This window comes from Pseudomonas sp. BNK-45, from assembly GCF_047456255.1.
Classification (GTDB): domain Bacteria; phylum Pseudomonadota; class Gammaproteobacteria; order Pseudomonadales; family Pseudomonadaceae; genus Aquipseudomonas.
In genome coordinates this window covers 5,430,097-5,449,078 of the sequence record NZ_CP179909.1, presented here as the reverse complement: position 1 = coordinate 5,449,078, position 18,982 = coordinate 5,430,097, and the positions used below count along the sequence as shown (strand labels likewise).

The 18,982-nt window shown below is 62.1% G+C and carries 16 protein-coding genes and 7 tRNA genes; 15 read left to right on the top strand and 8 right to left on the bottom strand.

Annotated elements, in window-relative coordinates; all coding sequences use genetic code 11:
* Positions 1-3 precede the first annotated feature (3 nt).
* Positions 4-525 carry an N-acetyltransferase family protein gene (locus tag ACMGG8_RS24580; protein WP_414158610.1) on the bottom strand — a complete coding sequence of 174 codons (522 nt, stop codon included), beginning with the start codon at positions 523-525 and terminating at the stop codon, positions 4-6.
* 312 nt (positions 526-837) lie between these two features.
* On the opposite strand from ACMGG8_RS24580, the gene ACMGG8_RS24575 reads away from it, so the two are divergent.
* From ACMGG8_RS24575 to ACMGG8_RS24565, 3 genes are all read left to right on the top strand, one after another.
* The gene (locus tag ACMGG8_RS24575) at positions 838-1,662 is read left to right on the top strand and encodes an arylamine N-acetyltransferase family protein (RefSeq protein ID WP_108544869.1); all 825 of its coding nucleotides are present in this window, start codon (positions 838-840) and stop codon (positions 1,660-1,662) included.
* Between the two features lie 117 nt (positions 1,663-1,779).
* Positions 1,780-2,601, top strand: coding sequence for a hypothetical protein (locus ACMGG8_RS24570; RefSeq protein WP_414158609.1), 822 nt, complete (start codon positions 1,780-1,782; stop codon positions 2,599-2,601).
* Positions 2,602-2,911: 310 nt separating this feature from the next.
* Positions 2,912-4,453 carry a nucleobase:cation symporter-2 family protein gene (locus tag ACMGG8_RS24565; RefSeq protein WP_060838387.1) on the top strand — a complete coding sequence of 514 codons (1,542 nt, stop codon included), beginning with the start codon at positions 2,912-2,914 and terminating at the stop codon, positions 4,451-4,453.
* Between the two features lie 62 nt (positions 4,454-4,515).
* Here ACMGG8_RS24565 and ACMGG8_RS24560 read toward each other — a convergent pair whose 3' ends face one another.
* The 3 genes from ACMGG8_RS24560 to ACMGG8_RS24550 form a co-directional block, all read right to left on the bottom strand.
* On the bottom strand, positions 4,516-5,097 hold the full coding sequence (locus tag ACMGG8_RS24560) for an SH3 domain-containing protein (RefSeq protein ID WP_414158608.1): 582 nt from the start codon (positions 5,095-5,097) through the stop codon (positions 4,516-4,518).
* A gap of 98 nt (positions 5,098-5,195) precedes the next feature.
* On the bottom strand, positions 5,196-6,353 hold the full coding sequence (locus ACMGG8_RS24555; protein WP_414158607.1) for an MFS transporter: 1,158 nt from the start codon (positions 6,351-6,353) through the stop codon (positions 5,196-5,198).
* A gap of 584 nt (positions 6,354-6,937) precedes the next feature.
* Positions 6,938-7,013: transfer RNA gene (locus ACMGG8_RS24550), tRNA-Asn, on the bottom strand.
* A 270-nt stretch (positions 7,014-7,283) separates the two neighbouring features.
* Between ACMGG8_RS24550 and ACMGG8_RS24545 the strand changes: the two genes are divergently transcribed.
* Positions 7,284-7,517, top strand: a complete 234-nt coding sequence (locus ACMGG8_RS24545) for a hypothetical protein (protein WP_060838390.1) — start codon at positions 7,284-7,286, stop codon at positions 7,515-7,517.
* A gap of 6 nt (positions 7,518-7,523) precedes the next feature.
* Here ACMGG8_RS24545 and ACMGG8_RS24540 read toward each other — a convergent pair whose 3' ends face one another.
* Positions 7,524-7,721, bottom strand: a complete 198-nt coding sequence (locus tag ACMGG8_RS24540; protein WP_060841907.1) for a hypothetical protein — start codon at positions 7,719-7,721, stop codon at positions 7,524-7,526.
* Between the two features lie 121 nt (positions 7,722-7,842).
* The gene (locus ACMGG8_RS24535; RefSeq protein WP_060842993.1) at positions 7,843-9,039 is read right to left on the bottom strand and encodes an amino acid aminotransferase; all 1,197 of its coding nucleotides are present in this window, start codon (positions 9,037-9,039) and stop codon (positions 7,843-7,845) included.
* 336 nt (positions 9,040-9,375) lie between these two features.
* Between ACMGG8_RS24535 and uvrB the strand changes: the two genes are divergently transcribed.
* Positions 9,376-11,391: an excinuclease ABC subunit UvrB gene (gene uvrB / locus ACMGG8_RS24530; protein ID WP_414158606.1), complete on the top strand. Its 2,016-nt coding sequence runs from the start codon at positions 9,376-9,378 to the stop codon at positions 11,389-11,391.
* A 112-nt stretch (positions 11,392-11,503) separates the two neighbouring features.
* Here uvrB and ACMGG8_RS24525 read toward each other — a convergent pair whose 3' ends face one another.
* Both ACMGG8_RS24525 and ACMGG8_RS24520 read right to left on the bottom strand, forming a co-directional pair.
* Positions 11,504-13,054 carry an MDR family MFS transporter gene (locus tag ACMGG8_RS24525; protein WP_414158605.1) on the bottom strand — a complete coding sequence of 517 codons (1,551 nt, stop codon included), beginning with the start codon at positions 13,052-13,054 and terminating at the stop codon, positions 11,504-11,506.
* Entirely contained in the window at positions 13,044-14,090 is a 1,047-nt protein-coding gene (locus ACMGG8_RS24520; RefSeq protein ID WP_414158604.1) for an HlyD family secretion protein, read from the bottom strand. The genes ACMGG8_RS24525 and ACMGG8_RS24520 overlap by 11 nt, the downstream gene beginning before the upstream one ends.
* A 232-nt stretch (positions 14,091-14,322) precedes the next feature.
* Here ACMGG8_RS24520 and gltX point away from each other — a divergent pair, with 232 nt between their 5' ends.
* The 10 genes from gltX to ACMGG8_RS24470 all read left to right on the top strand — a co-directional run bounded on the left by gltX (position 14,323) and on the right by ACMGG8_RS24470 (position 18,945).
* Entirely contained in the window at positions 14,323-15,804 is a 1,482-nt protein-coding gene (gltX, locus tag ACMGG8_RS24515; protein WP_016965547.1) for a glutamate--tRNA ligase, read from the top strand.
* Between the two features lie 277 nt (positions 15,805-16,081).
* Positions 16,082-16,157 (top strand) — tRNA-Ala (locus tag ACMGG8_RS24510).
* 79 nt (positions 16,158-16,236) lie between these two features.
* Positions 16,237-16,312, top strand: a tRNA-Glu gene (locus ACMGG8_RS24505).
* A gap of 52 nt (positions 16,313-16,364) precedes the next feature.
* A tRNA-Ala gene (locus ACMGG8_RS24500) sits at positions 16,365-16,440 on the top strand.
* A 79-nt stretch (positions 16,441-16,519) separates the two neighbouring features.
* Positions 16,520-16,595, top strand: a tRNA-Glu gene (locus ACMGG8_RS24495).
* A gap of 52 nt (positions 16,596-16,647) precedes the next feature.
* A tRNA-Ala gene (locus ACMGG8_RS24490) sits at positions 16,648-16,723 on the top strand.
* 79 nt (positions 16,724-16,802) lie between these two features.
* Positions 16,803-16,878, top strand: a tRNA-Glu gene (locus tag ACMGG8_RS24485).
* A gap of 183 nt (positions 16,879-17,061) precedes the next feature.
* Positions 17,062-17,601 (top strand): TetR/AcrR family transcriptional regulator, encoded by a 540-nt coding sequence (locus ACMGG8_RS24480; RefSeq protein ID WP_060838395.1) that lies wholly within the window; start codon positions 17,062-17,064, stop codon positions 17,599-17,601.
* Positions 17,602-17,630: 29 nt separating this feature from the next.
* The gene (locus ACMGG8_RS24475) at positions 17,631-18,464 is read left to right on the top strand and encodes an alpha/beta fold hydrolase (protein ID WP_060838396.1); all 834 of its coding nucleotides are present in this window, start codon (positions 17,631-17,633) and stop codon (positions 18,462-18,464) included.
* 46 nt (positions 18,465-18,510) lie between these two features.
* Positions 18,511-18,945, top strand: a complete 435-nt coding sequence (locus ACMGG8_RS24470) for an acyl-CoA thioesterase (RefSeq protein WP_060842998.1) — start codon at positions 18,511-18,513, stop codon at positions 18,943-18,945.
* Positions 18,946-18,982: the final 37 nt, after the last annotated feature.

Sequence of the window (18,982 nt, the reverse complement as noted above, 5' to 3'; positions counted from 1 at the left end):
GGGCTAGAAACGCTTGCAGAACACCTGATTGGCGTAGGCGTTGCCCGCAAACTCGTAGGCGGTGTGGCCGACGCAGGCATATCCCTGGGCTTGATAAAAGGCCTGTGCCCGGTGGTTCTCTGACCACACGGCGAGCCACAGGCAGGGGGTATCGCTGTTTTTCACCAGGCTTTCCACCTGTTGCAGAAGCGCCTGGCCAACGCCTTGCCGGTGAGCGTGACGTTGCACGTAGAGGCGCACCAGTTCCACGGCATCGGATAACTCGGGGAGCGGCGCTCGGGCCTGGCGGCTGAATTCGGCGAACCCCAGCAGGTGCTCGTTGCGCTCAGCCAGCAAGAGGGTCCTGGCGGGATCTTCGAGGCGCTGGCGGAACTGCTCCGGGGCGTAGACGCTCAGGGCTTCCTCGGCCAGGTCGCTGCGCATGCCATCGGTGGCGTAGGTGTCGAGAAAGACCTGGGTGGCCAGGCCGCTGATGCACAGCGCATCCCCGCGCTCAGCGTGGCGTAGAGTGAAATCGACCGGCATGGCTACATCCTTGTAAACGGGGCTGGATTGAGGGTTCAGGATCGGTTGAGGCGTTGTTGCAGGTGCTGGCGGAGTGTCGTCACTGGGGCCATGTGTGCAAGGGCATGGTGGTGTTGAAGAAGCTGCGCTGCCTCACCAAGGGGCCTATTACAGGGGCGTTCCAGGCGCCTGGCAAGGGCCAATCCACGGCCAATGCAATAAAAAATATCGAGCGAATTCATTGTCTGGATTCCCCGCTTCTGGCTTATACATAACCCCGACCTGCCAGGGTTGGTTGTGGCCCTGGGCGACCCTCATTTCAAGGATTTGTGCATGAGCCAGCCGCACCTGATGAACTTTGACCTGTACCTGCAGCAACTCGGTTACCTGCGCGCCCCGGCGCCGACCCTGGAAAGCCTGCGGGAGCTGCAATGGCGTCATGTCTGTCGTTTTGCCTTCGAAAGTCTTTCGACCCTGTTGCGGGTGCCGGTGCCCATCGATCTGGCATCCGTGGAGCGCAAGATTCTCCACGAGGGCCGCGGCGGCTACTGCTACGAGCTCAACCAGAGCTTCCTGGCATTGCTGCAACACCTGGGCTACGAGGCCCGGGGCATCACCGGGCGGGTGGTGATGGGAGGGCCGGAGGATGCGCTCACCGCTCGCAGCCATCGGCTGACCCTGTTGCATCTGGACGGGCAACGCTACATCGCCGACGTCGGCTTTGGCGGCATGGTACCCACCACGCCTTTGCTGCTGGACACCGAGGCAGAGCAGGCCACGCCCCATGAGCCCTATTGCATCACCCGGCGTGAGGGCAGTTACACCCTGCGCGCCAAGGTCGCGGAGCAATGGCGGGCTCTCTATGTCTTCGATCTGCAGGTGCAGGGCGACGTGGATTACGAGATGGGCAACTGGTATGTCTCCACCCACCCGGATTCACCCTTTCTTGGCCAACTGAAGGTGGCGCTGATAGGGCCGGGGGTGCGCCGCACGCTGAACAACGGCAGCTACGCCCTGCATCGCATGGGACAGCCCAGCGAGCGACGGGAGATCACCGAGGCCGGGGAACTGATGAGCCTGCTGCAGGACGAGTTCGCCTTGCGCCTGCCCAACCATCCCGAGTTGCCGCGGGTGATCGGGCAATTGCTCGAGTCCTGATTTTCCCGGCTTTGCAGTGCCCGCCAGGGCCGCTGCGGAATCGATTCCCGGTTAAATATGCAGGGTCCTGCTCCTTAGACTTCACCGGCAAGCCGGTCATTTCTCAAGGAGAGAATCATGCACAAAACACCCCGTTCAAGCCTGTTCGACAGCACTGGTGCCGCACTGAGGCGATTCCAGGCAGGGCTGCTCGCAGCCCTGCTGGTCGTGCTCGGCCTGTGTTCCAGCGCCAGCTACGCCGTACCCAATCCCGACGGCACCTACAACCTGAGCATGGACGCCCGTGCCGGCTCACCCTATCCACCGTCGAACAACTACAACGCCGATCTCACGGCTTCCGGTGTTGGAGCGGCGTACACCGTCCCGGTCAGTCGCCATCACATCATTGCCTACAACCAACTGCGGGATTTCTACATGTCCGTGGTGCAGCGCGGGCACCTCAAGGAGCTGAAAGGGTTCTGGGACGGCTTTGGCGGGCGCTTGCCCAGCTATGGACGGGACAACCAGGTCAATGTCACCCCGGCGGTACAGGCCGGCTACGACCAGGCCAAGACCCTGCTTGAAGAGATCGGCCGGGGCGTGGTACGGGCCAACGCCGGCGTGCCGCCACGGCCCCTGGGTTGGGACACTTTCCACGGCTTCTACACCTGGATGCCGTGGAACCTGTTCCTCGGGCCAAACGGCCGCAATGATGACCCGGGCGAGGCGTTCGAACGCAACGCCCAGTACATCATCAACAACGCGGACACCTGGAACACCATCGTCAATCTGCGGGACAACATGCTGAGCTATACGCGTGATGGCAACGTCAAGACCCTGGCCACCATCAACTCGCAATTGCTGCGCCTGTCGGCGCGGACCAAGGTCTATCCACTGGTCAGTGATCAGTGGGTTCGTGTCGCACCCAATGTGTACAAGATCCGGGTTCCGGCCCAGTAATTGTTCCTCGGGTGCGAGGCCCGAGCCGATCCGGCCAGCGGATCGGCTTTTTTCATGCTGTTTTTCAATCCCTGGAACGGCGTGAAAAAAGCCTGCGAGCGGACGCCGCTCCTGGCCGGCGCTGAGTTGAGCGACGGCTCTGGGGCGGCTTTTCAGGCGGGTGGAGGGGCGGCGGTCGAGGGCTTTGCGCGGGTTGCCCGTTGACGGGGGCGGCGGAAATCCTGAAGGGCAAACTGTATACAATCCTATGGACAGTTGTCTTGGATGTTGCATACAGTGTGCGCATAACAAAAACAGGGAACCCCACACCATGAATACGCCCCAGGTTTCACAGCAACGGCCCGAAGATGAAAATTTGGGTATTGGCGCGAATATGGCTTATGGCCTGCAACACGTGCTGACCATGTACGGCGGTATCGTTGCAGTGCCCTTGATCATCGGCCAGGCGGCCGGTCTGTCGCCGGCGGAGATCGGCCTGCTGATTGCGGCCTCGTTGTTCGCGGGGGGGCTGGCTACCTTGCTGCAAACCCTCGGCGTGCCGTTTTTCGGTTGCAAGTTGCCGCTGGTGCAAGGGGTGTCCTTTGCGGGTGTTTCAACCATGGTGGCGATTGTCACCAGTACTGGGGAAGGCGGCTTCCAGTCGGTGCTCGGGGCCGTGATCGCCGCCTCGCTGATCGGTCTGCTGATCACCCCGGTGTTCTCCCGGATCACCAAGTTCTTTCCTCCCCTGGTGACCGGCATTGTCATCACCACCATCGGCCTGACGCTGATGCCGGTCGCGGCGCGCTGGGCCATGGGCGGCAACAGTCGCGCGGCGGACTTTGGCAGCATGTCGAACATCGGCCTGGCGGCCCTGACGCTGGCCCTGGTGCTGCTGCTGAGCAAGATCGGCAGTGCGGCGATTTCCCGGCTGTCGATTCTCCTGGCCATGATCATCGGCACCGTGGTCGCGGTGTTCCTGGGCATGGCGGACTTTTCCGGCGTCACCCAGGGGCCGATGTTCGGGCTGCCCACGCCTTTCCATTTCGGCATGCCGACCTTCCATGTCGCGGCGATCCTGTCGATGTGCATCGTGGTCATGGTGACGCTGGTGGAAACCTCGGCGGACATCCTTGCGGTAGGTGAAATCATCCACACCAAAGTCGACTCCAAGCGTTTGGGCGACGGCCTGCGTGCCGACATGCTGTCGAGCATGATCGCGCCGATCTTCGGCTCCTTCACTCAGAGCGCCTTTGCCCAGAACGTCGGGCTGGTGGCGGTCACCGGGATCAAGAGCCGGTTCGTGGTCGCCACTGGTGGGCTGTTCCTGGTGGTTCTCGGTCTGCTGCCGTTCATGGGGCGGGTGATTGCCGCGGTGCCGACCTCGGTGCTGGGCGGGGCCGGTATCGTCCTGTTCGGCACTGTGGCTGCCAGTGGCATCCGCACCTTGTCCAAGGTCGACTACCGCAACAACATGAACCTGATCATCGTTGCCACCTCGATCGGCTTCGGCATGATCCCGATTGCCGCACCAAGCTTCTACGACCATTTCCCCAGCTGGTTCGCGACGATCTTCCATTCGGGCATCAGCTCCTCGGCGATCATGGCGATCGTGCTCAACCTGGCGTTCAACCACTTCACTGCAGGCAACTCCGACCAGCAGTCGGTGTTCGTTGCCGGCACCGAGCGCAGCCTGCGCTTCCAGGACATTGCTGCGTTGCGTGAAGGGGACTATTTCAGCGGCGGCAAGCTGCACGATGCCGAAGGCAATGAGGTTCCGCTGGTGGCTGAGGTTGCCGGCCAGTCATCGCCGCAGCCCGGAGACGGTTCTGCGCCAAGCCATGCCCGCGGCAGTGCCGAGGTCACGCATTGAGTGCCAGTGTCGCGGCATGAAGAAACGGCGCCCTGAAGGCGCCGTTTTTTATCGAGGCGTGATTATTCGAGGTTTTCCAGGGGCTCCAGGGCCTGCAGGACCTCCGGGTTGTCCTGGTACTGGCTGCGCAGGGCGGCGAGTTGGCGATCGTGGCCGACGCAGACTTCATTGACGGCCTTCTCCAGTTCGGCCCGGCGCTCTTCGTCGTAGGCCTCCTCGCCGGCAAAGTGCAGGCAATCCTCGTGGCGCTGGATAAAGGTCGTGACCTCGCCGGGAAGTTGCGGGCTGCCGTAATGACTGCCCAGTTGCAGGCGCTTTTCCTCGACCCAGCCGCTGTAGTCCTCGCCGTCCTTGGCGATGTACATGATCTGGGCCCAGCCACTGTCGCTGGAGGCGTACACCGTCAGGCCGTCGCCAGGGATCACATAGAGTTTCTTGTTGATGCAGGCGGCGTCTGGTCCGCTGTGCAAGTGCAGCCGTCCTTCACCGATGACCTTGGCCTCCAGGGGCGGGCGGTATTGGCCGGCCTCCAGGGAGGCGTTGTCACTCAGGGCGGCGCAATCCACCGGCGGGCTGGCCTGGGCCGGCAGCGGCAGCAGTGACAGCAGTCCACACAGAGGCAGGAGGCGCAGGGCTCGGTCCATTGCAGGGTTATCCGTTGGGGGGATTCGAAGGGCGCGATGGTAATGACAAAAACGCGGCCTGGGAATGACCAGGGCCGCGTCGGCAGAGGACAGTCCTGCTATTGCGCAACGTTATCGAGTTGCTCCTGGCGCACCAGGGACACGGCAAACCCCACGACCACCGCCGCGGCCACCGACAGGGTCAGGGGCAGGCCATAGCTGCCACCGCTCATGGCCGCGCCACTGAGTAGAGGGCCCAGCAGGCTGCCGATGCCCCAGAGCAGGCCGGCACTTGCATTGGCGGTGACCAGGTCCGCGCCGCTGAAGGATTGACCGATCAGCACGATGGCCAGGGTGTAGATACCGCCTGCCGCCGCTCCCAGGATGACCAGGCTCGGCCAGATCAGGCCGGGGGCGCTCATCAGCAGTGGCAGGCACAGGCCGATCAGCAGGGCGATGCAGCCGCAACCCAGGTAGATGCCGGGGCGTCCCAGCTTGTCCGAGAGCCAGCCCAGGGGAAACTGGAACGCCGTATCCCCCAGGAGAATGATGGTCACCATCAGCGCCGCCAGCTTGATGCTGTAGCCGTGGCCGGCTGCGTACACCGGAAACAGCGACAGCACCACGCTGTCGAAAAAGGCGAAGAACAGGATGCCCACGCACAAGGCCGGGGCGATGCGGATAAAGCCCAGAACCGAGAAGCTCCGGCTTTGCTCATGGACGTCCGAGGCGTCTGTCTGGGGCAGGGTCAGCCAGACCACGGCAATCGCGATGGCATAGCCGACGCTGACGATCGCCAGTACCGCCGGCCCTTCTGTGCCGAGCAAAGACACCAGCCCTGGGCCCAGCAGTTGGAAGAAAGTGAAGCAAGTGGTGTAGACCGCCACCAGTCGTCCGCGACTGGTGTCCTCGGCCATTTCATTGACCCAGGTCTCCCCGAGAATGATGATCAGCCCGGCACCCAGCCCCATGGCGACCCGGGCCAGGCCTAGGCTGTAGAGACTGGCATCGGGCAGTTCCAGGGCGGCCACGCTCAGCGCGCAGAGGCTGAAGCACAGCAGATAGATCTGGCGTCGGGTCAGGCGCTGGCCCAGGGCATTGACCAGAAAGGCCGAGAGCATCATGCCCGCCGCAGGCAATGCCGACATGATGCCGATCTGGTTGTTCGAAGCGCCGGCCTGATACAGGCGCAGGGCAAGGATCGGCACCGTGGAACCTATGCTCAGGCCGACAATGGAAATGCCCAGGATCAGGGCGGCTAACAAGGCTTTGTTCATGTTCAAGACCTGCGCCGGCAACTTCAGGCGCTGAAAAAATAGAGGTGTTGCGGAGGCCGCGTGACAGCATCCGCCGAGATATGGGCGATAGCCGGGCCTGTGCCCTTGGCGTCGGGGCCGGCTGCAGGCGAAGCGCTCAATGAAGTGGGGGCACTTCGAGACGTCTTTGCTGGTCAGCCAGATTCGGCCGGCGGCACCGGGCTCAATCGCGGTTAGCGACGTCCCTGGTGCGGGGAGAAGGTGAAGGCGAACAGGACGCTGCGGCGTCGACGGTTGATCGCGCAATCATGCTGGGCAACGGCCAGGGTTGCCGAAGGGCTCATCGAAGGGGAGAGGCACGGGGACTGTGCTGGCAGGAACATCGTGGTCTGACTGGCCGGAAAAGTAGGCGCACAGCCTACGTCAGGCCATTGCGCCAAGGCAACCAGACCTTGGCATGACACATTCGGTCCGGCAACGCACTTTTCCCGCATGCCGGACTGACATGCGGGTCGGGGAACTAACAGGGGGGGTATGAGCTTGGTCTGATTTGCCGCAAGAGCAGGGCGCTCTTGTTGGGTGTGAGGCAAATCAGTGCAGGAATATGGCTCCACGACCTGGACTCGAACCAGGGACCCAGTGATTAACAGTCACTTGCTCTACCAACTGAGCTATCGCGGAATGCGCCGTATCTTACTGATTCAAAAAGGGAAGTCAACAAGCTTGGGAGATTTTTTTAAGCACGGCGCGAATCTGAATCAACTGCCGGCATGACTTCGAGGGTTTTATCGGCTGGCGGGCCGATACGTGAGCCGATAGGGGCTACCATGGCTGCCCGGAAGTGGTTTCACGCGCTACCGGCCTCCAGTCGCACAGGTAAGCCTTTATGATCCGCTTCGATTTATCCCAGGTTCCTTCCCGGTTGTTCCCGCCTTGCTGCGGGGTACTGTCATGAGCATCGAGCAGATCAGCCTGCCCAAAGGGGTAGGGCCTCAGGCCAGCAAGCTGTTGGACGCCATCACCCAGGCCGGGTCGGCGCCCGATCTGCAGCGTGCCGGCGGCAAGGCCGAAGGTTTTGTCCTCGGGCTGGAAAGCGCCAAGGCCATCAAGAGCCAGGTGGCCGAGGCGTTGTACGTGGCGTTTGATGATGCCGCCAGTCAACGCTTGGCTGAACTGACGGGCTGAGGCAGCTCAACCGCCGAAGGTCAGGCTGCCGAGCATCAGTTTGGCCATCAGCGACGTGGCCGCCAGTTGCACCAGCCACAGGGCCAGCCCGCCGAGAAACACGCCGAGGGCAATTTGCAGTACCAGGCTCTTCTCGCGTTTCTGCGAGCGGGGCAGATAGTGCTCAAGTTCGTCGCGGTCGGCCCGCAGGTCATCGTTTTTCATCGGTTTCTCGATCAGCAGGGGAAACAAGGTCACAGTCTAGAGGGTGCAGGGCTTGGCAATAGCTGAGCGCCCACAAAAAAGGGAAGCCGGCTGGCTTCCCTTTTTTTACTACGGGTGCGGATCAGATCACCTGGAGGATGGCCTTGGTCACTGCCTCGATGTTGCTCTGGTTCAGCGCGGCAACGCAGATGCGGCCGGTGTCCAGGGCGTAGATGCCGAACTCGTTGCGCAGGCGGGTCACTTGCTCGACGGTCAGGCCGGAGTAGGAGAACATGCCGCGCTGGCGACCGACGAAGCTGAAGTCGTGCTCAGGGGCGCCTTTGGCCAGCAAGTCGACCATCTGGGTGCGCATGCCGCGAATCCGCAGGCGCATTTCCGCCAGTTCCTGCTCCCACTGGGCGCGCAGTTCCGGGTTGTTCAGCACCGCGGCGACGATGGTTGCACCGTGAGTCGGCGGGTTGGAGTAGTTGGTGCGGATCACGCGCTTGACCTGGGACAGCACGCGAGCGCTTTCCTCCTTGGAGCTGCTGACGATGGACAGGGCGCCAACGCGCTCGCCGTACAGCGAGAACGACTTGGAGAACGAGCTGGAAACGAAGAAGGTCAGGCCCGACTCGGCGAACAGGCGCACGGCCGCGGCGTCTTCATCGATGCCGTCGCCGAAGCCCTGGTAGGCCATGTCGAGGAATGGCACGAGGTTTTTCGCCTTGACCACTTCCAGGACGTTTTTCCAGTCCTGCGGGCTCAGGTCGACACCGGTCGGGTTGTGGCAGCAGGCGTGCAGCACCACGATCGACTGGGCCGGCAGGGCGTTGAGGTCTTCCAGCAGGCCGGCACGGTTCACGTCGTGGGTGGCGGCGTCGTAGTAGCGGTAGTTCCGCACTGGGAAACCGGCTGTTTCAAATAGTGCGCGGTGGTTTTCCCAGCTCGGATCGCTGATGGCGACCACGGCGTTGGGCAGCAGTTGCTTGAGGAAGTCGGCACCGATTTTCAGGGCGCCAGTACCACCAACGGCCTGGGTGGTGACCACGCGGCCAGCGGCCAGCAGTGGCGAGTCGTTGCCGAACAGCAGCTTTTGTACCGCCTGGTCGTAGGCGGCAATGCCGTCGATCGGCAGGTAGCCACGGGAAGCGTGTTGAGCGGCGCGAATTGTCTCGGCTTCGACAACGGCGCGCAGGAGTGGAATGCGTCCCTCCTCGTTGCAGTACACGCCCACTCCAAGGTTGACCTTGTTGGTACGGGTGTCGGCGTTGAATGCTTCGTTGAGGCCCAGGATTGGATCGCGTGGTGCCATTTCGACAGCGGAGAACAGGCTCATTTTTACGGCGGCTCTGAATGGAGTGTGGAGGGACGTGTCGCGCTCCAGCCGAATGCACTAGAGCGGTGCACAAACGGGGAGCTAGTATAGAGGCCATCATCGCGGGGGGCGACAGCCGATTGACCTTTTGCGACAAGTTTTTCGCTTTATTTTTCGACCGTTAGTCTTATTGCAACCTTCCGGGTGTTAACGGGTGTAAGACCTTTACCTTGAAAGCCGTGGTATCTGCCTCCACATCCAGCTCATTCCGGTTTTTTTCCTCGGCGACATGGGTCGTACGCGGTGTTTCTCGTTCCTGTACGGTATGGCCGCGCATGAACGATCCCAGAGGTAGATATGTCCGAATTCCAGCTAGTCACTCGCTTCCAGCCCGCCGGCGACCAGCCGGAAGCCATCCGCCTGCTGGTCGAAGGCATCGAGGCCGGACTGGCCCACCAGACCCTGCTCGGCGTGACCGGCTCGGGCAAGACCTTCAGCATCGCCAACGTCATCGCTCAGGTGCAGCGCCCGACCCTGGTACTGGCGCCGAACAAGACCCTGGCAGCCCAGTTGTACGGCGAGTTCAAGGCGTTCTTCCCGAACAATGCGGTGGAGTACTTCGTTTCCTACTACGACTACTACCAGCCCGAAGCCTATGTGCCGTCCTCGGATACCTTTATCGAGAAGGATGCCTCGATCAACGACCACATCGAGCAGATGCGCCTGTCGGCGACCAAGGCGCTGCTGGAGCGCAAGGACGCGATCATCGTCACTACGGTGTCCTGCATCTATGGCCTGGGCAGCCCGGAAACCTACCTGAAAATGGTTCTGCACGTGGACCGCGGCGACAAGCTCGACCAGCGTGCCTTGCTGCGCCGCCTGGCGGACCTGCAATACACCCGCAACGACATGGACTTTGCCCGTGCCACCTTCCGCGTGCGGGGAGACGTGATCGACATCTATCCGGCGGAATCCGACCTTGAGGCGATCCGCATCGAGCTGTTCGACGACGAGGTGGAAAGCATCAGTGCCTTCGACCCGCTGACCGGCGAAGTGATCCGCAAGCTGCCGCGTTTCACCTTCTATCCCAAGAGCCACTATGTGACGCCACGGGAAACCCTGCTGGATGCGATCGAAGGCATCAAGGTGGAGCTGCAGGAGCGTCTGGAATACCTGCGCTCCAACAACAAGCTGGTAGAAGCCCAGCGCCTGGAGCAACGCACCCGTTTTGACCTGGAGATGATCCTCGAGCTGGGCTACTGCAACGGTATCGAAAACTACTCGCGCTATCTCTCGGGCCGTCCCGCCGGGGCCGCGCCGCCCACCTTGTACGACTACCTGCCGGCGGACGCGCTGTTGGTGATCGACGAATCCCACGTCAGCGTGCCCCAGGTCGGCGCCATGTATAAGGGCGACCGTTCGCGCAAGGAAACCCTGGTGGAGTACGGCTTCCGTCTGCCGTCGGCGCTGGATAACCGGCCGATGCGCTTCGACGAGTGGGAAGGGGTCAGCCCGCAGACCATCTTTGTCTCCGCCACTCCGGGCAACTACGAGGCGGAACACGCCGGGCGCGTGGTGGAGCAGGTGGTGCGCCCCACCGGCCTGGTGGACCCGCAAGTGGAAGTGCGCCCGGCCCTGACCCAGGTGGACGACCTGCTGTCGGAAATCACCAAGCGCGTGGCGCTGGAGGAGCGGGTGCTGGTCACTACCCTGACCAAGCGCATGGCCGAGGACCTGACCGATTACCTGGCCGACCACGGCGTGCGCGTGCGCTACCTGCACTCGGACATCGACACCGTGGAACGGGTGGAAATCATCCGCGACCTGCGCCTGGGCACTTTCGACGTGCTGGTGGGGATCAACCTGTTACGTGAAGGCCTGGACATGCCGGAAGTGTCCCTGGTGGCGATTCTCGACGCCGACAAGGAAGGCTTCCTGCGCTCCGAGCGCTCATTGATCCAGACCATCGGTCGGGCTGCGCGCAACCTCAATGGCCGGGCGATTCTCTATGCCGACCGCATCACCGGCTCCATGGAGCGGGCGATTGGCGAAACCGAACGTCGGCGCGACAAGCAGATCGCCTTCAACCTGGCCAACGGCATCACCCCCAAAGGGGTGTTCAAGGATGTTGCGGACATCATGGAAGGCGCCACCGTGCCGGGCTCGCGCAGCAAGAAGCGCAAGGGCATGGCCAAGGCGGCCGAGGAAAGTGCCCGCTACGAAAACGAACTGCGTTCGCCGAGCGAAATCAGCAAGCGCATCCGTCAGCTCGAAGAGAGGATGTACCAGTTGGCCCGCGACCTGGAGTTCGAGGCCGCGGCGCAGATGCGCGACGAAATCGCCAAGCTGCGCGAGCGCCTGCTGACCGTCTAACGACGCTCGATCCCTCGTAGGAGCCGGCTTGCCGGCGAAGAGGCCCTCAAATCCTGTGCAAGGGTTGGGAGCCTATTCGCTGGCAAGCCAGCTCCTACAGGCAATTCGTGGGTCAGTGGGCTTCTCCTGCCTTCAAGCCCTTGGGCAGGGCCTTGGTCAGCAGGACCGCCAGCATGCTGACGCCCAGGGCGATGCCGACAAAATGGAAGGCGTCGTTGTAGGCCATGATCTGCGCCTGCTGGTGGGTGATCTCGCTGAGCTTGCCAAGGGCCGCGGACTCGCTGCCGAACTTGTCGGTGAGGGTCGCCAGGCGTTCCGCCACCTGCGGGTTGCTGGGCACCAGCGCTTCACGCAGATAGTCGAAATAGGTCTTGGTCCGGGCATCCAGCAGGGTCGCCAGCAAGGCGATGCCGATGGCGCCTCCCAGGTTGCGCAGGATGTTGAACAGGCTCGACGCCGAGCCCGCGTCCTGGGGCTGTATGTAAGCCGTGGCGATCAGCGAGATGGTGACCATGATCAGCGGCTGGCCCAGGGCGCGGATGATCTGGATCTGGTTGAACTGCGGTCCGGCGAAGTCCGGATTGAGCACGCCTGACGAGAAACTCGCCAGCCCGAACAGGCCGAACCCCAGGGCGCATAGCCATTTGGGCGAGATGAACTGCATCAGCTTGGGCACCAGCGGAATCAGGAACAGCTGCGGTATCCCCATCCACATGATCACTTCGCCGATCTGCAGGGCGTTGTAGTTCTGGATCTGCGCCAGGTACAGCGGCAGCAGGTAGATCGAGCCATACAGGCCAACCCCCATGCCCAGGCTGGAAATGCTCGACAGGCCGAAGTTGCGATTGCGCAGGATGCCCAGGTTGATCAGTGGATTGGGCTTGGAAACCTGGACGATGACGAAGGTGATCAGGCTGACCAGGGCGATGCTGCCCAGGGTCACGATCAGGTTCGACTCCAGCCAGTCCTTGCGGTGGCCCTCTTCAAGAAACACCTGCAGGCAGCCCAGGCCCAGGCCGAGGGTCAGGATGCCGGTGTAGTCGGTGCTTTTGAGCAGTTCCCAGTGGGCTTCCTTCTTTTCCAGGCCGTACAGCATGCCGGCGATCATCAGCAGGCCCGGCGGCACGTTGATATAGAAGATGTATTCCCAGCCCCAGTTTTCCGTCAGCCAGCCGCCCAGGGTCGGGCCGATGGAGGGGGCGAAGGTGGCGGTCATGGCGAACATGGCCATGCCCTTGGCCCGGTGGTGCTCGGGGAGCTTGATCAGGGTCAGGGTGAATGCCAGGGGAATCAGCGCGCCGCCGGTAAAGCCCTGCAGGGCGCGGAACACGATCATGCTTTCCAGGCTCCAGGCCATGGAGCAGAGCAGGGAGGCGATCAGGAAACCCACCGAAACCCAGGTCGCCAGCCGCCGGGCCGAGAGCAACTGCACCAGCCAGGCGGTGAGGGGGATCATGATGATCTCCGCCACCAGGTAGGAGGTGGAGATCCACGAGCCTTCCTCAAGGGTGGCGGAGAGGGCGCCCTGGATGTCCTTCAGCGAGGAGTTGGTGATCTGGATGTCGAGCACCGCCATGAAGGCGCCGAGCATGGCGCTCATGACCGCTATCCAGTCGCGCCGGCTGGGCTCCGCCAGCGGGTGCAGCAGTTGATCACCGGCCATCGACAGGGTCTTTGACGTTCACTTTGACCGTGACCGACATGCCCGGACGGATCTTGCCCTGTAGGGGGGTGTCGGGGGCGAAGGTCAGCTTTACCGGAATGCGTTGTACCACCTTGGTGAAGTTGCCAGTGGCGTTGTCCGGTGGCAGCAGGCTGAACTGTGCGCCGGACGCGGCGAATAGGCTGTCGACCCGGGCCTGGATCGGGGTGTCGCCGTAGGCGTCGAAGGTCAGCTCGGCCTGTTGTCCGGGTTGCATGTGACCGATCTGAGTCTCCTTGAAGTTGGCCTGAACCCAGATGTCCTGGTCAGGAACGATCGACAGCAGGTAGGCGCCGGCCTGTACCACCTGGCCGTTGCGCGCTGCACGCTGGCCGATGATGCCGCTGATGGGGGCGTGGATTTCGCTGCGGCTCAGGTTCAATTGCGCCTGGGCCAGGTCGGCCCGGGCATTGGCAATCTGTGCGTCGAGGCGCTTGATCTCGGCGTTCAGGGCGTTGACCTGCTGGCGCTGGCCTTGCAGGTCGGCTTCAGCCTTGGCTACTTGGGAGCGGGCGATGTGGTTGTCGGCGGAAAGGGTGGTGACCCGTTCTTCGGAGACATAACCGGGCTTGCGCAGGGTCTGGGCCCGGAACAGGTCGATCTGCGAGCGACCGAGGCTGGCCTGGCTCGATGCCACCTGGGCCTGGCTGGCGGCGATCAGGCTGGCTTGTTGGGTCAGTTTGCTCTGGGCCTGCAGGCGTTCGGCCTCGCGGGTGGCGAGGGCGGCCTGGGCGCGATCCACCGCCAGCTGGAAGTCCTGACCTTCCAGGCGTATCAGCAATTGGCCTTGCTCTACGTGCTGGTTGTCCTGCACGCGCACTTCTTCAATCCGTGCGCTCAGTTGGCTGGAAACCCGGGTGATTTCGCCCTGGACGTAGGCGTTGTCGGTGGTTTCATAAAAACGGCCGTGGAACCACCAATGGGCGAGCAGTCCCAGGGCGATCAGCAGGACCAGAGACAGGAAAACAAACAGGCGACGCTTGAGTTGGGCAGGCATGGGCAGACTGTAGTCGAGAAAAGTGTAAGGAAATCTATCAGCCGGCGAATCTGGCATATAGCCACTGGGTGGTAAATGCCGCTTGTTGATTATTGGCCATTCAGCGGGCTGGCAGCGGCCTGTAGTCGCAACCTTGGCTTAAATGCCCTCCTCACTGGAGCGGTGCTGGTGTCGCCTGTTACCATTCGCCCCCTGTTTTATTCCTCGTTTTTCTATCTGTTCGAGACCAGCCATGACCACCGTTCGCACGCGCATCGCGCCATCGCCTACCGGGGACCCCCACGTAGGTACCGCTTACATCGCTTTGTTCAACTACTGCTTTGCCAAGCAGCATGGCGGTGAGTTCATTCTGCGTATCGAAGACACCGATCAGTTGCGCTCGACTCGCGAGTCCGAGCAGCAGATCTTCGACGCCTTGCGCTGGTTGGGCATCAATTGGAGCGAAGGCCCGGATGTCGGCGGTCCTCACGGCCCGTATCGCCAGAGCGAGCGCGGTGACATCTACCAGAAGTACGCCCAGCAACTGGTGGACCTGGGCCACGCCTTCCCGTGCTTCTGCACCGCCGAAGAGCTGGACCAGATGCGTGCCGAGCAGATGGCTCGTGGCGAAACCCCGCGTTATGACGGCCGTGCGCTGCTGTTGTCCAAGGAAGAAGTGGCCCGGCGCCTGGCGGCCGGCGAGCCTCACGTGATCCGCATGAAGGTGCCGACCGAAGGCGTCTGTGTGGTGCCGGACATGTTGCGTGGCGACGTCGAGATCCCGTGGGATCGCATGGACATGCAAGTGCTGATGAAGACCGACGGCCTGCCGACCTACTTCCTGGCCAACGTGGTCGATGACCACCTGATGGGCATCACCCACGTGCTGCGTGGTGAGGAATGGCTGCCTTCGGCGCCGAAACTGATCCTGCTGTACGAATACTTCGGTTGGGAGCAGCCGCAGCTGTGCTACATGCCGCTGCTGCGCAACCCGGACAAGAGCAAGCTGTCCAAGCGCAAGAACCCGACCTCGGTGACCTTCTACGAGCGCATGGGCTTCATGCCCGAGGCCATGCTCAACTACCTGGGGCGCATGGGCTGGTCGATGCCGGACGAGCGCGAGAAGTTCTCGTTGCAGGAAATGGTCGATAACTTCGACCTGTCGCGGGTATCCCTGGGTGGGCCGATCTTCGATATCGAGAAGCTGTCCTGGCTCAATGGCCAGTGGCTGCGGGATCTGCCGGTGGAAGAGTTCGCCAGCCGGGTCCAGACCTGGGCGCTGAACCCCGAGTACCTGATGAAGATCGCGCCCCATGTGCAGGGCCGGGTCGAGACCTTCAGCCAGATCGCACCGTTGGCCGGCTTCTTCTTCGCGGGTGGTGTGACCCCGGATGCCAAGTTGTTCGAATCCAAGAAACTTTCGGGTGATCAGGTGCGGCAACTGATGCAGTTGATCCTGTGGAAGCTCGAAAGCCTGCGTCAGTGGGAGAAAGACAGCATCACCGCGACCATTCAGGCAGTGGTTGAATCCCTGGAACTGAAGCTGCGCGACGCCATGCCGCTGATGTTCGCGGCCATCACTGGCCAGGCCAGTTCTGTATCGGTGCTCGATGCCATGGAGATTCTGGGGCCGGACCTGACGCGTTTCCGTCTGCGTCAGGCCATCGATCTGCTCGGTGGTGTGTCGAAGAAAGAGAACAAGGAATGGGAAAAACTGCTGGGCGCCATCGGCTAAGACGCCTTTGCAGGACGGTTGCGCCAAGGGCGGCGATCTTTTCGGCTACGCTTGAAATCCAGGCGCAGACGGTTTGATCGTCGCCCTTGGCGTTTTCTGTCGGCCTGTAACGAACCTTTTGCGGGGGTTGATGCGGGTCGACAAAGCCGCAAAAGCCAGGGTTTTCGGGGCGGGGCGGTAAGTGGTTGTTATCCCGGCAAATTTTTTTTCAAAAAGCGGAAAAAAAATTGACAGCCTTCAGATCCCCCCTTAAGATTCGCCCCGTCCTCACCGACGAGGGGCTATAGCTCAGCTGGGAGAGCGCTTGCATGGCATGCAAGAGGTCGACGGTTCGATCCCGTCTAGCTCCACCAATTTACAGTTCAAGGCCTGGCCACACCGGCCTTGAATCGATCAGTACTCAGCACTGGTCAGTTGTATAGAAGGGTTTGCGTCCCCTTCGTCTAGTGGCCTAGGACACCGCCCTTTCACGGCGGTAACAGGGGTTCGAGTCCCCTAGGGGACGCCAGTTTCACACAAGCGATGTTGCAAGATGTCGCTGCGCCGCGAGGCGAAAATCCGGGGCTATAGCTCAGCTGGGAGAGCGCTTGCATGGCATGCAAGAGGTCGACGGTTCGATCCCGTCTAGCTCCACCAATTTACAGTTCAAGGTTTGGCCACACCGGCCTTGAATCGATCGGTACTCAGCGCCGATCAGTTGTTTAGAAGGGTTTGTGTCCCCTTCGTCTAGTGGCCTAGGACACCGCCCTTTCACGGCGGTAACAGGGGTTCGAGTCCCCTAGGGGACGCCAGTTTCACACAAGCGATGTTGCAAGATGTCGCTGCGCCGCGAGGCGAAAATCCGGGGCTATAGCTCAGCTGGGAGAGCGCTTGCATGGCATGCAAGAGGTCGACGGTTCGATCCCGTCTAGCTCCACCAATTTTTACAGTTCAAGGTCTGGCCACACCGGCCTTGAATCGACCAGTGCTCAGCGCTGGTCAGCTGTCAGAAGGTTTGTGTCCCCTTCGTCTAGTGGCCTAGGACACCGCCCTTTCACGGCGGTAACAGGGGTTCGAGTCCCCTAGGGGACGCCACGATTACCCGCTCTGCGGGATTTTTAAGGGTCATTCAATTATTGAATGGCCCTTTTGTTTTTCTTGCGCCCAGCCAGCTCCCGCTTTCTTCCTGAACCTGTACTTCTGACCGATGGTCACACTGGCGACTTGCGGAAAATTATTATGAGTATAATATTTTTTCCGTAATATTCGGAGGCAACGATGAACGACAAAAAAGCTCAAACCCGCGAACGCATTCTCCAGGCCGCCAGTTCCGCGCTGATTCAGCGGGGCCCGGCAGAGCCCAGTGTGGGGGAAGTCATGGGCGCGGCCGGGCTGACCGTGGGCGGCTTCTATGCGCACTTTGAGAGCAAGGATGCGTTGATGCTCGAAGCCTTCACCCAATTGCTCTCCCATCGTCGAGGCTTGCTCGACGAGATGGACTCAAGCCTCAGTGGCGAGGAGCGCAGGGCGCTGACGGCGGCTTTCTACCTGTCGCGCAAGCATCGCGATTCGACGGAACAGGCCTGCCCGATTCCGGCGTCCGTGGGCGAATTTGGGCGCTTGCCCGAGAGTTTCCGCAAGGCCTTGACTGAACACATGGAGTTGATGGTGGCGCAGTTGGCCACTTGCCCGGAGGACACGGACAAGGCTCTGGCGGACATGGCGTTGATGGTGGGAGGGCTATCCCTGGCGCGGGCCCTGGGCCCGGGGGAGTTGTCCGATCGTTTGTTGCGTGCCGCCAAGTCGGCAATTCAATGACCTGAAGTTCGGTTGCGAGGTAGCGAGAGATGAACGGATTGAGCTGGATTCGTGGCGTCAATGGCACCCTTGGCTGGGTGGCGCCTCAATGGGCGGCGAATCGGATGCGCCAGCTGTTCATGACGCCTCGCGAGCTGCCGCCGCGGGAATGGGAGCTGCCGCTGCTGGAGCGCGCCGAGCGACTGACCCTGCGCTTTGGGCTTTCTGCCTTGCGTTGGGGGCAGGGGCCAACGGTCATGCTGATGCATGGCTGGGAAGGGCGACCCACCCAGTTCGCCAGCCTGATCGAGGCGCTGGTGGCGGCCGGTTATACCGCGGTGGCGCTGGAGGGGCCGGCCCATGGTCGCTCTCCGGGGGATGAGGCCAATGTGGTGCTGTTCGCCCGAGCGATGTTGGAGGCCGCAGCAGAGTTGCCGCCGTTGCGTGCAGTGATCGGCCATTCCATGGGGGGTGCCAGCGCCATGCTCGCGGTGCAATTGGGGCTGCGTAGCGAAACCCTGGTCAGCATTGCCGCGCCCGCCCGCATCCTCGGCGTATTGCGAGGTTTCGCCCGATACATGGGCTTGCCGCCCAGGGCGCGTTCGGCCTTTATTCGTCAGGTGGAGAAAGAGGTCGGCATGCGCGCGGCGAGCCTGGATGTGGCCCAGTATCAACTGGACATGCCTGGCCTGATCGTTCACGCGGAGGATGATCGCTTCGTGCCGGTCAAGGAGTCGGAGCTGATCCATCAAGCCTGGTTCGACAGTCGCCTGTTGCGCTTGAGCGAGGGTGGTCATCAGCGGGTGCTGGCCGATCCGCGGGTGGTCGAAGCGGTGATTGCCCTGGTCGCGGGGCGTCATCTGCAAGCGCGCCAATCCGCCTGAGCATCCGTTACACTGCCCCGGTCAAAAATCTGACCGGGAGTCGGGCATGAGTTGGGATCTGGCAACGCCATTCGTCATCGATCTGCAGGTGGCGGCCGAGGATATCGATGGACTGGGGCACGCCAACAACGCGGTTTATGTCTCGTGGCTGGAGCGTTGTGCCTGGCGGCACTCCCAGCGCCTGGGGCTGGACCTGGCGGAGTATCGCCGGTTGGATCGGGCGATGGCCGTGGTGCGACACGAGATCGACTACCTGGCTGCGGCTTACGAAGGGGATGAGTTGCAACTGGCCACCTGGATCGTCGATTGGGATCAGCGTCTGAAGATGACCCGGCGTTTCCAGTTGGTTCGCCCGAGCGATGGCAGCACCTTGTTGCGGGCTCAGACCACCTTCGTCTGCATCGAGCTGTCCAGCGGCAAACCCAAGCGCATGCCCGCCGAGTTCCTCGAAGGCTACGGCCCGGCCCTGCAAGGCGCCTGACGCCTGCCTGTGCCCGTAGCGTAACGAAGGCGTCCAC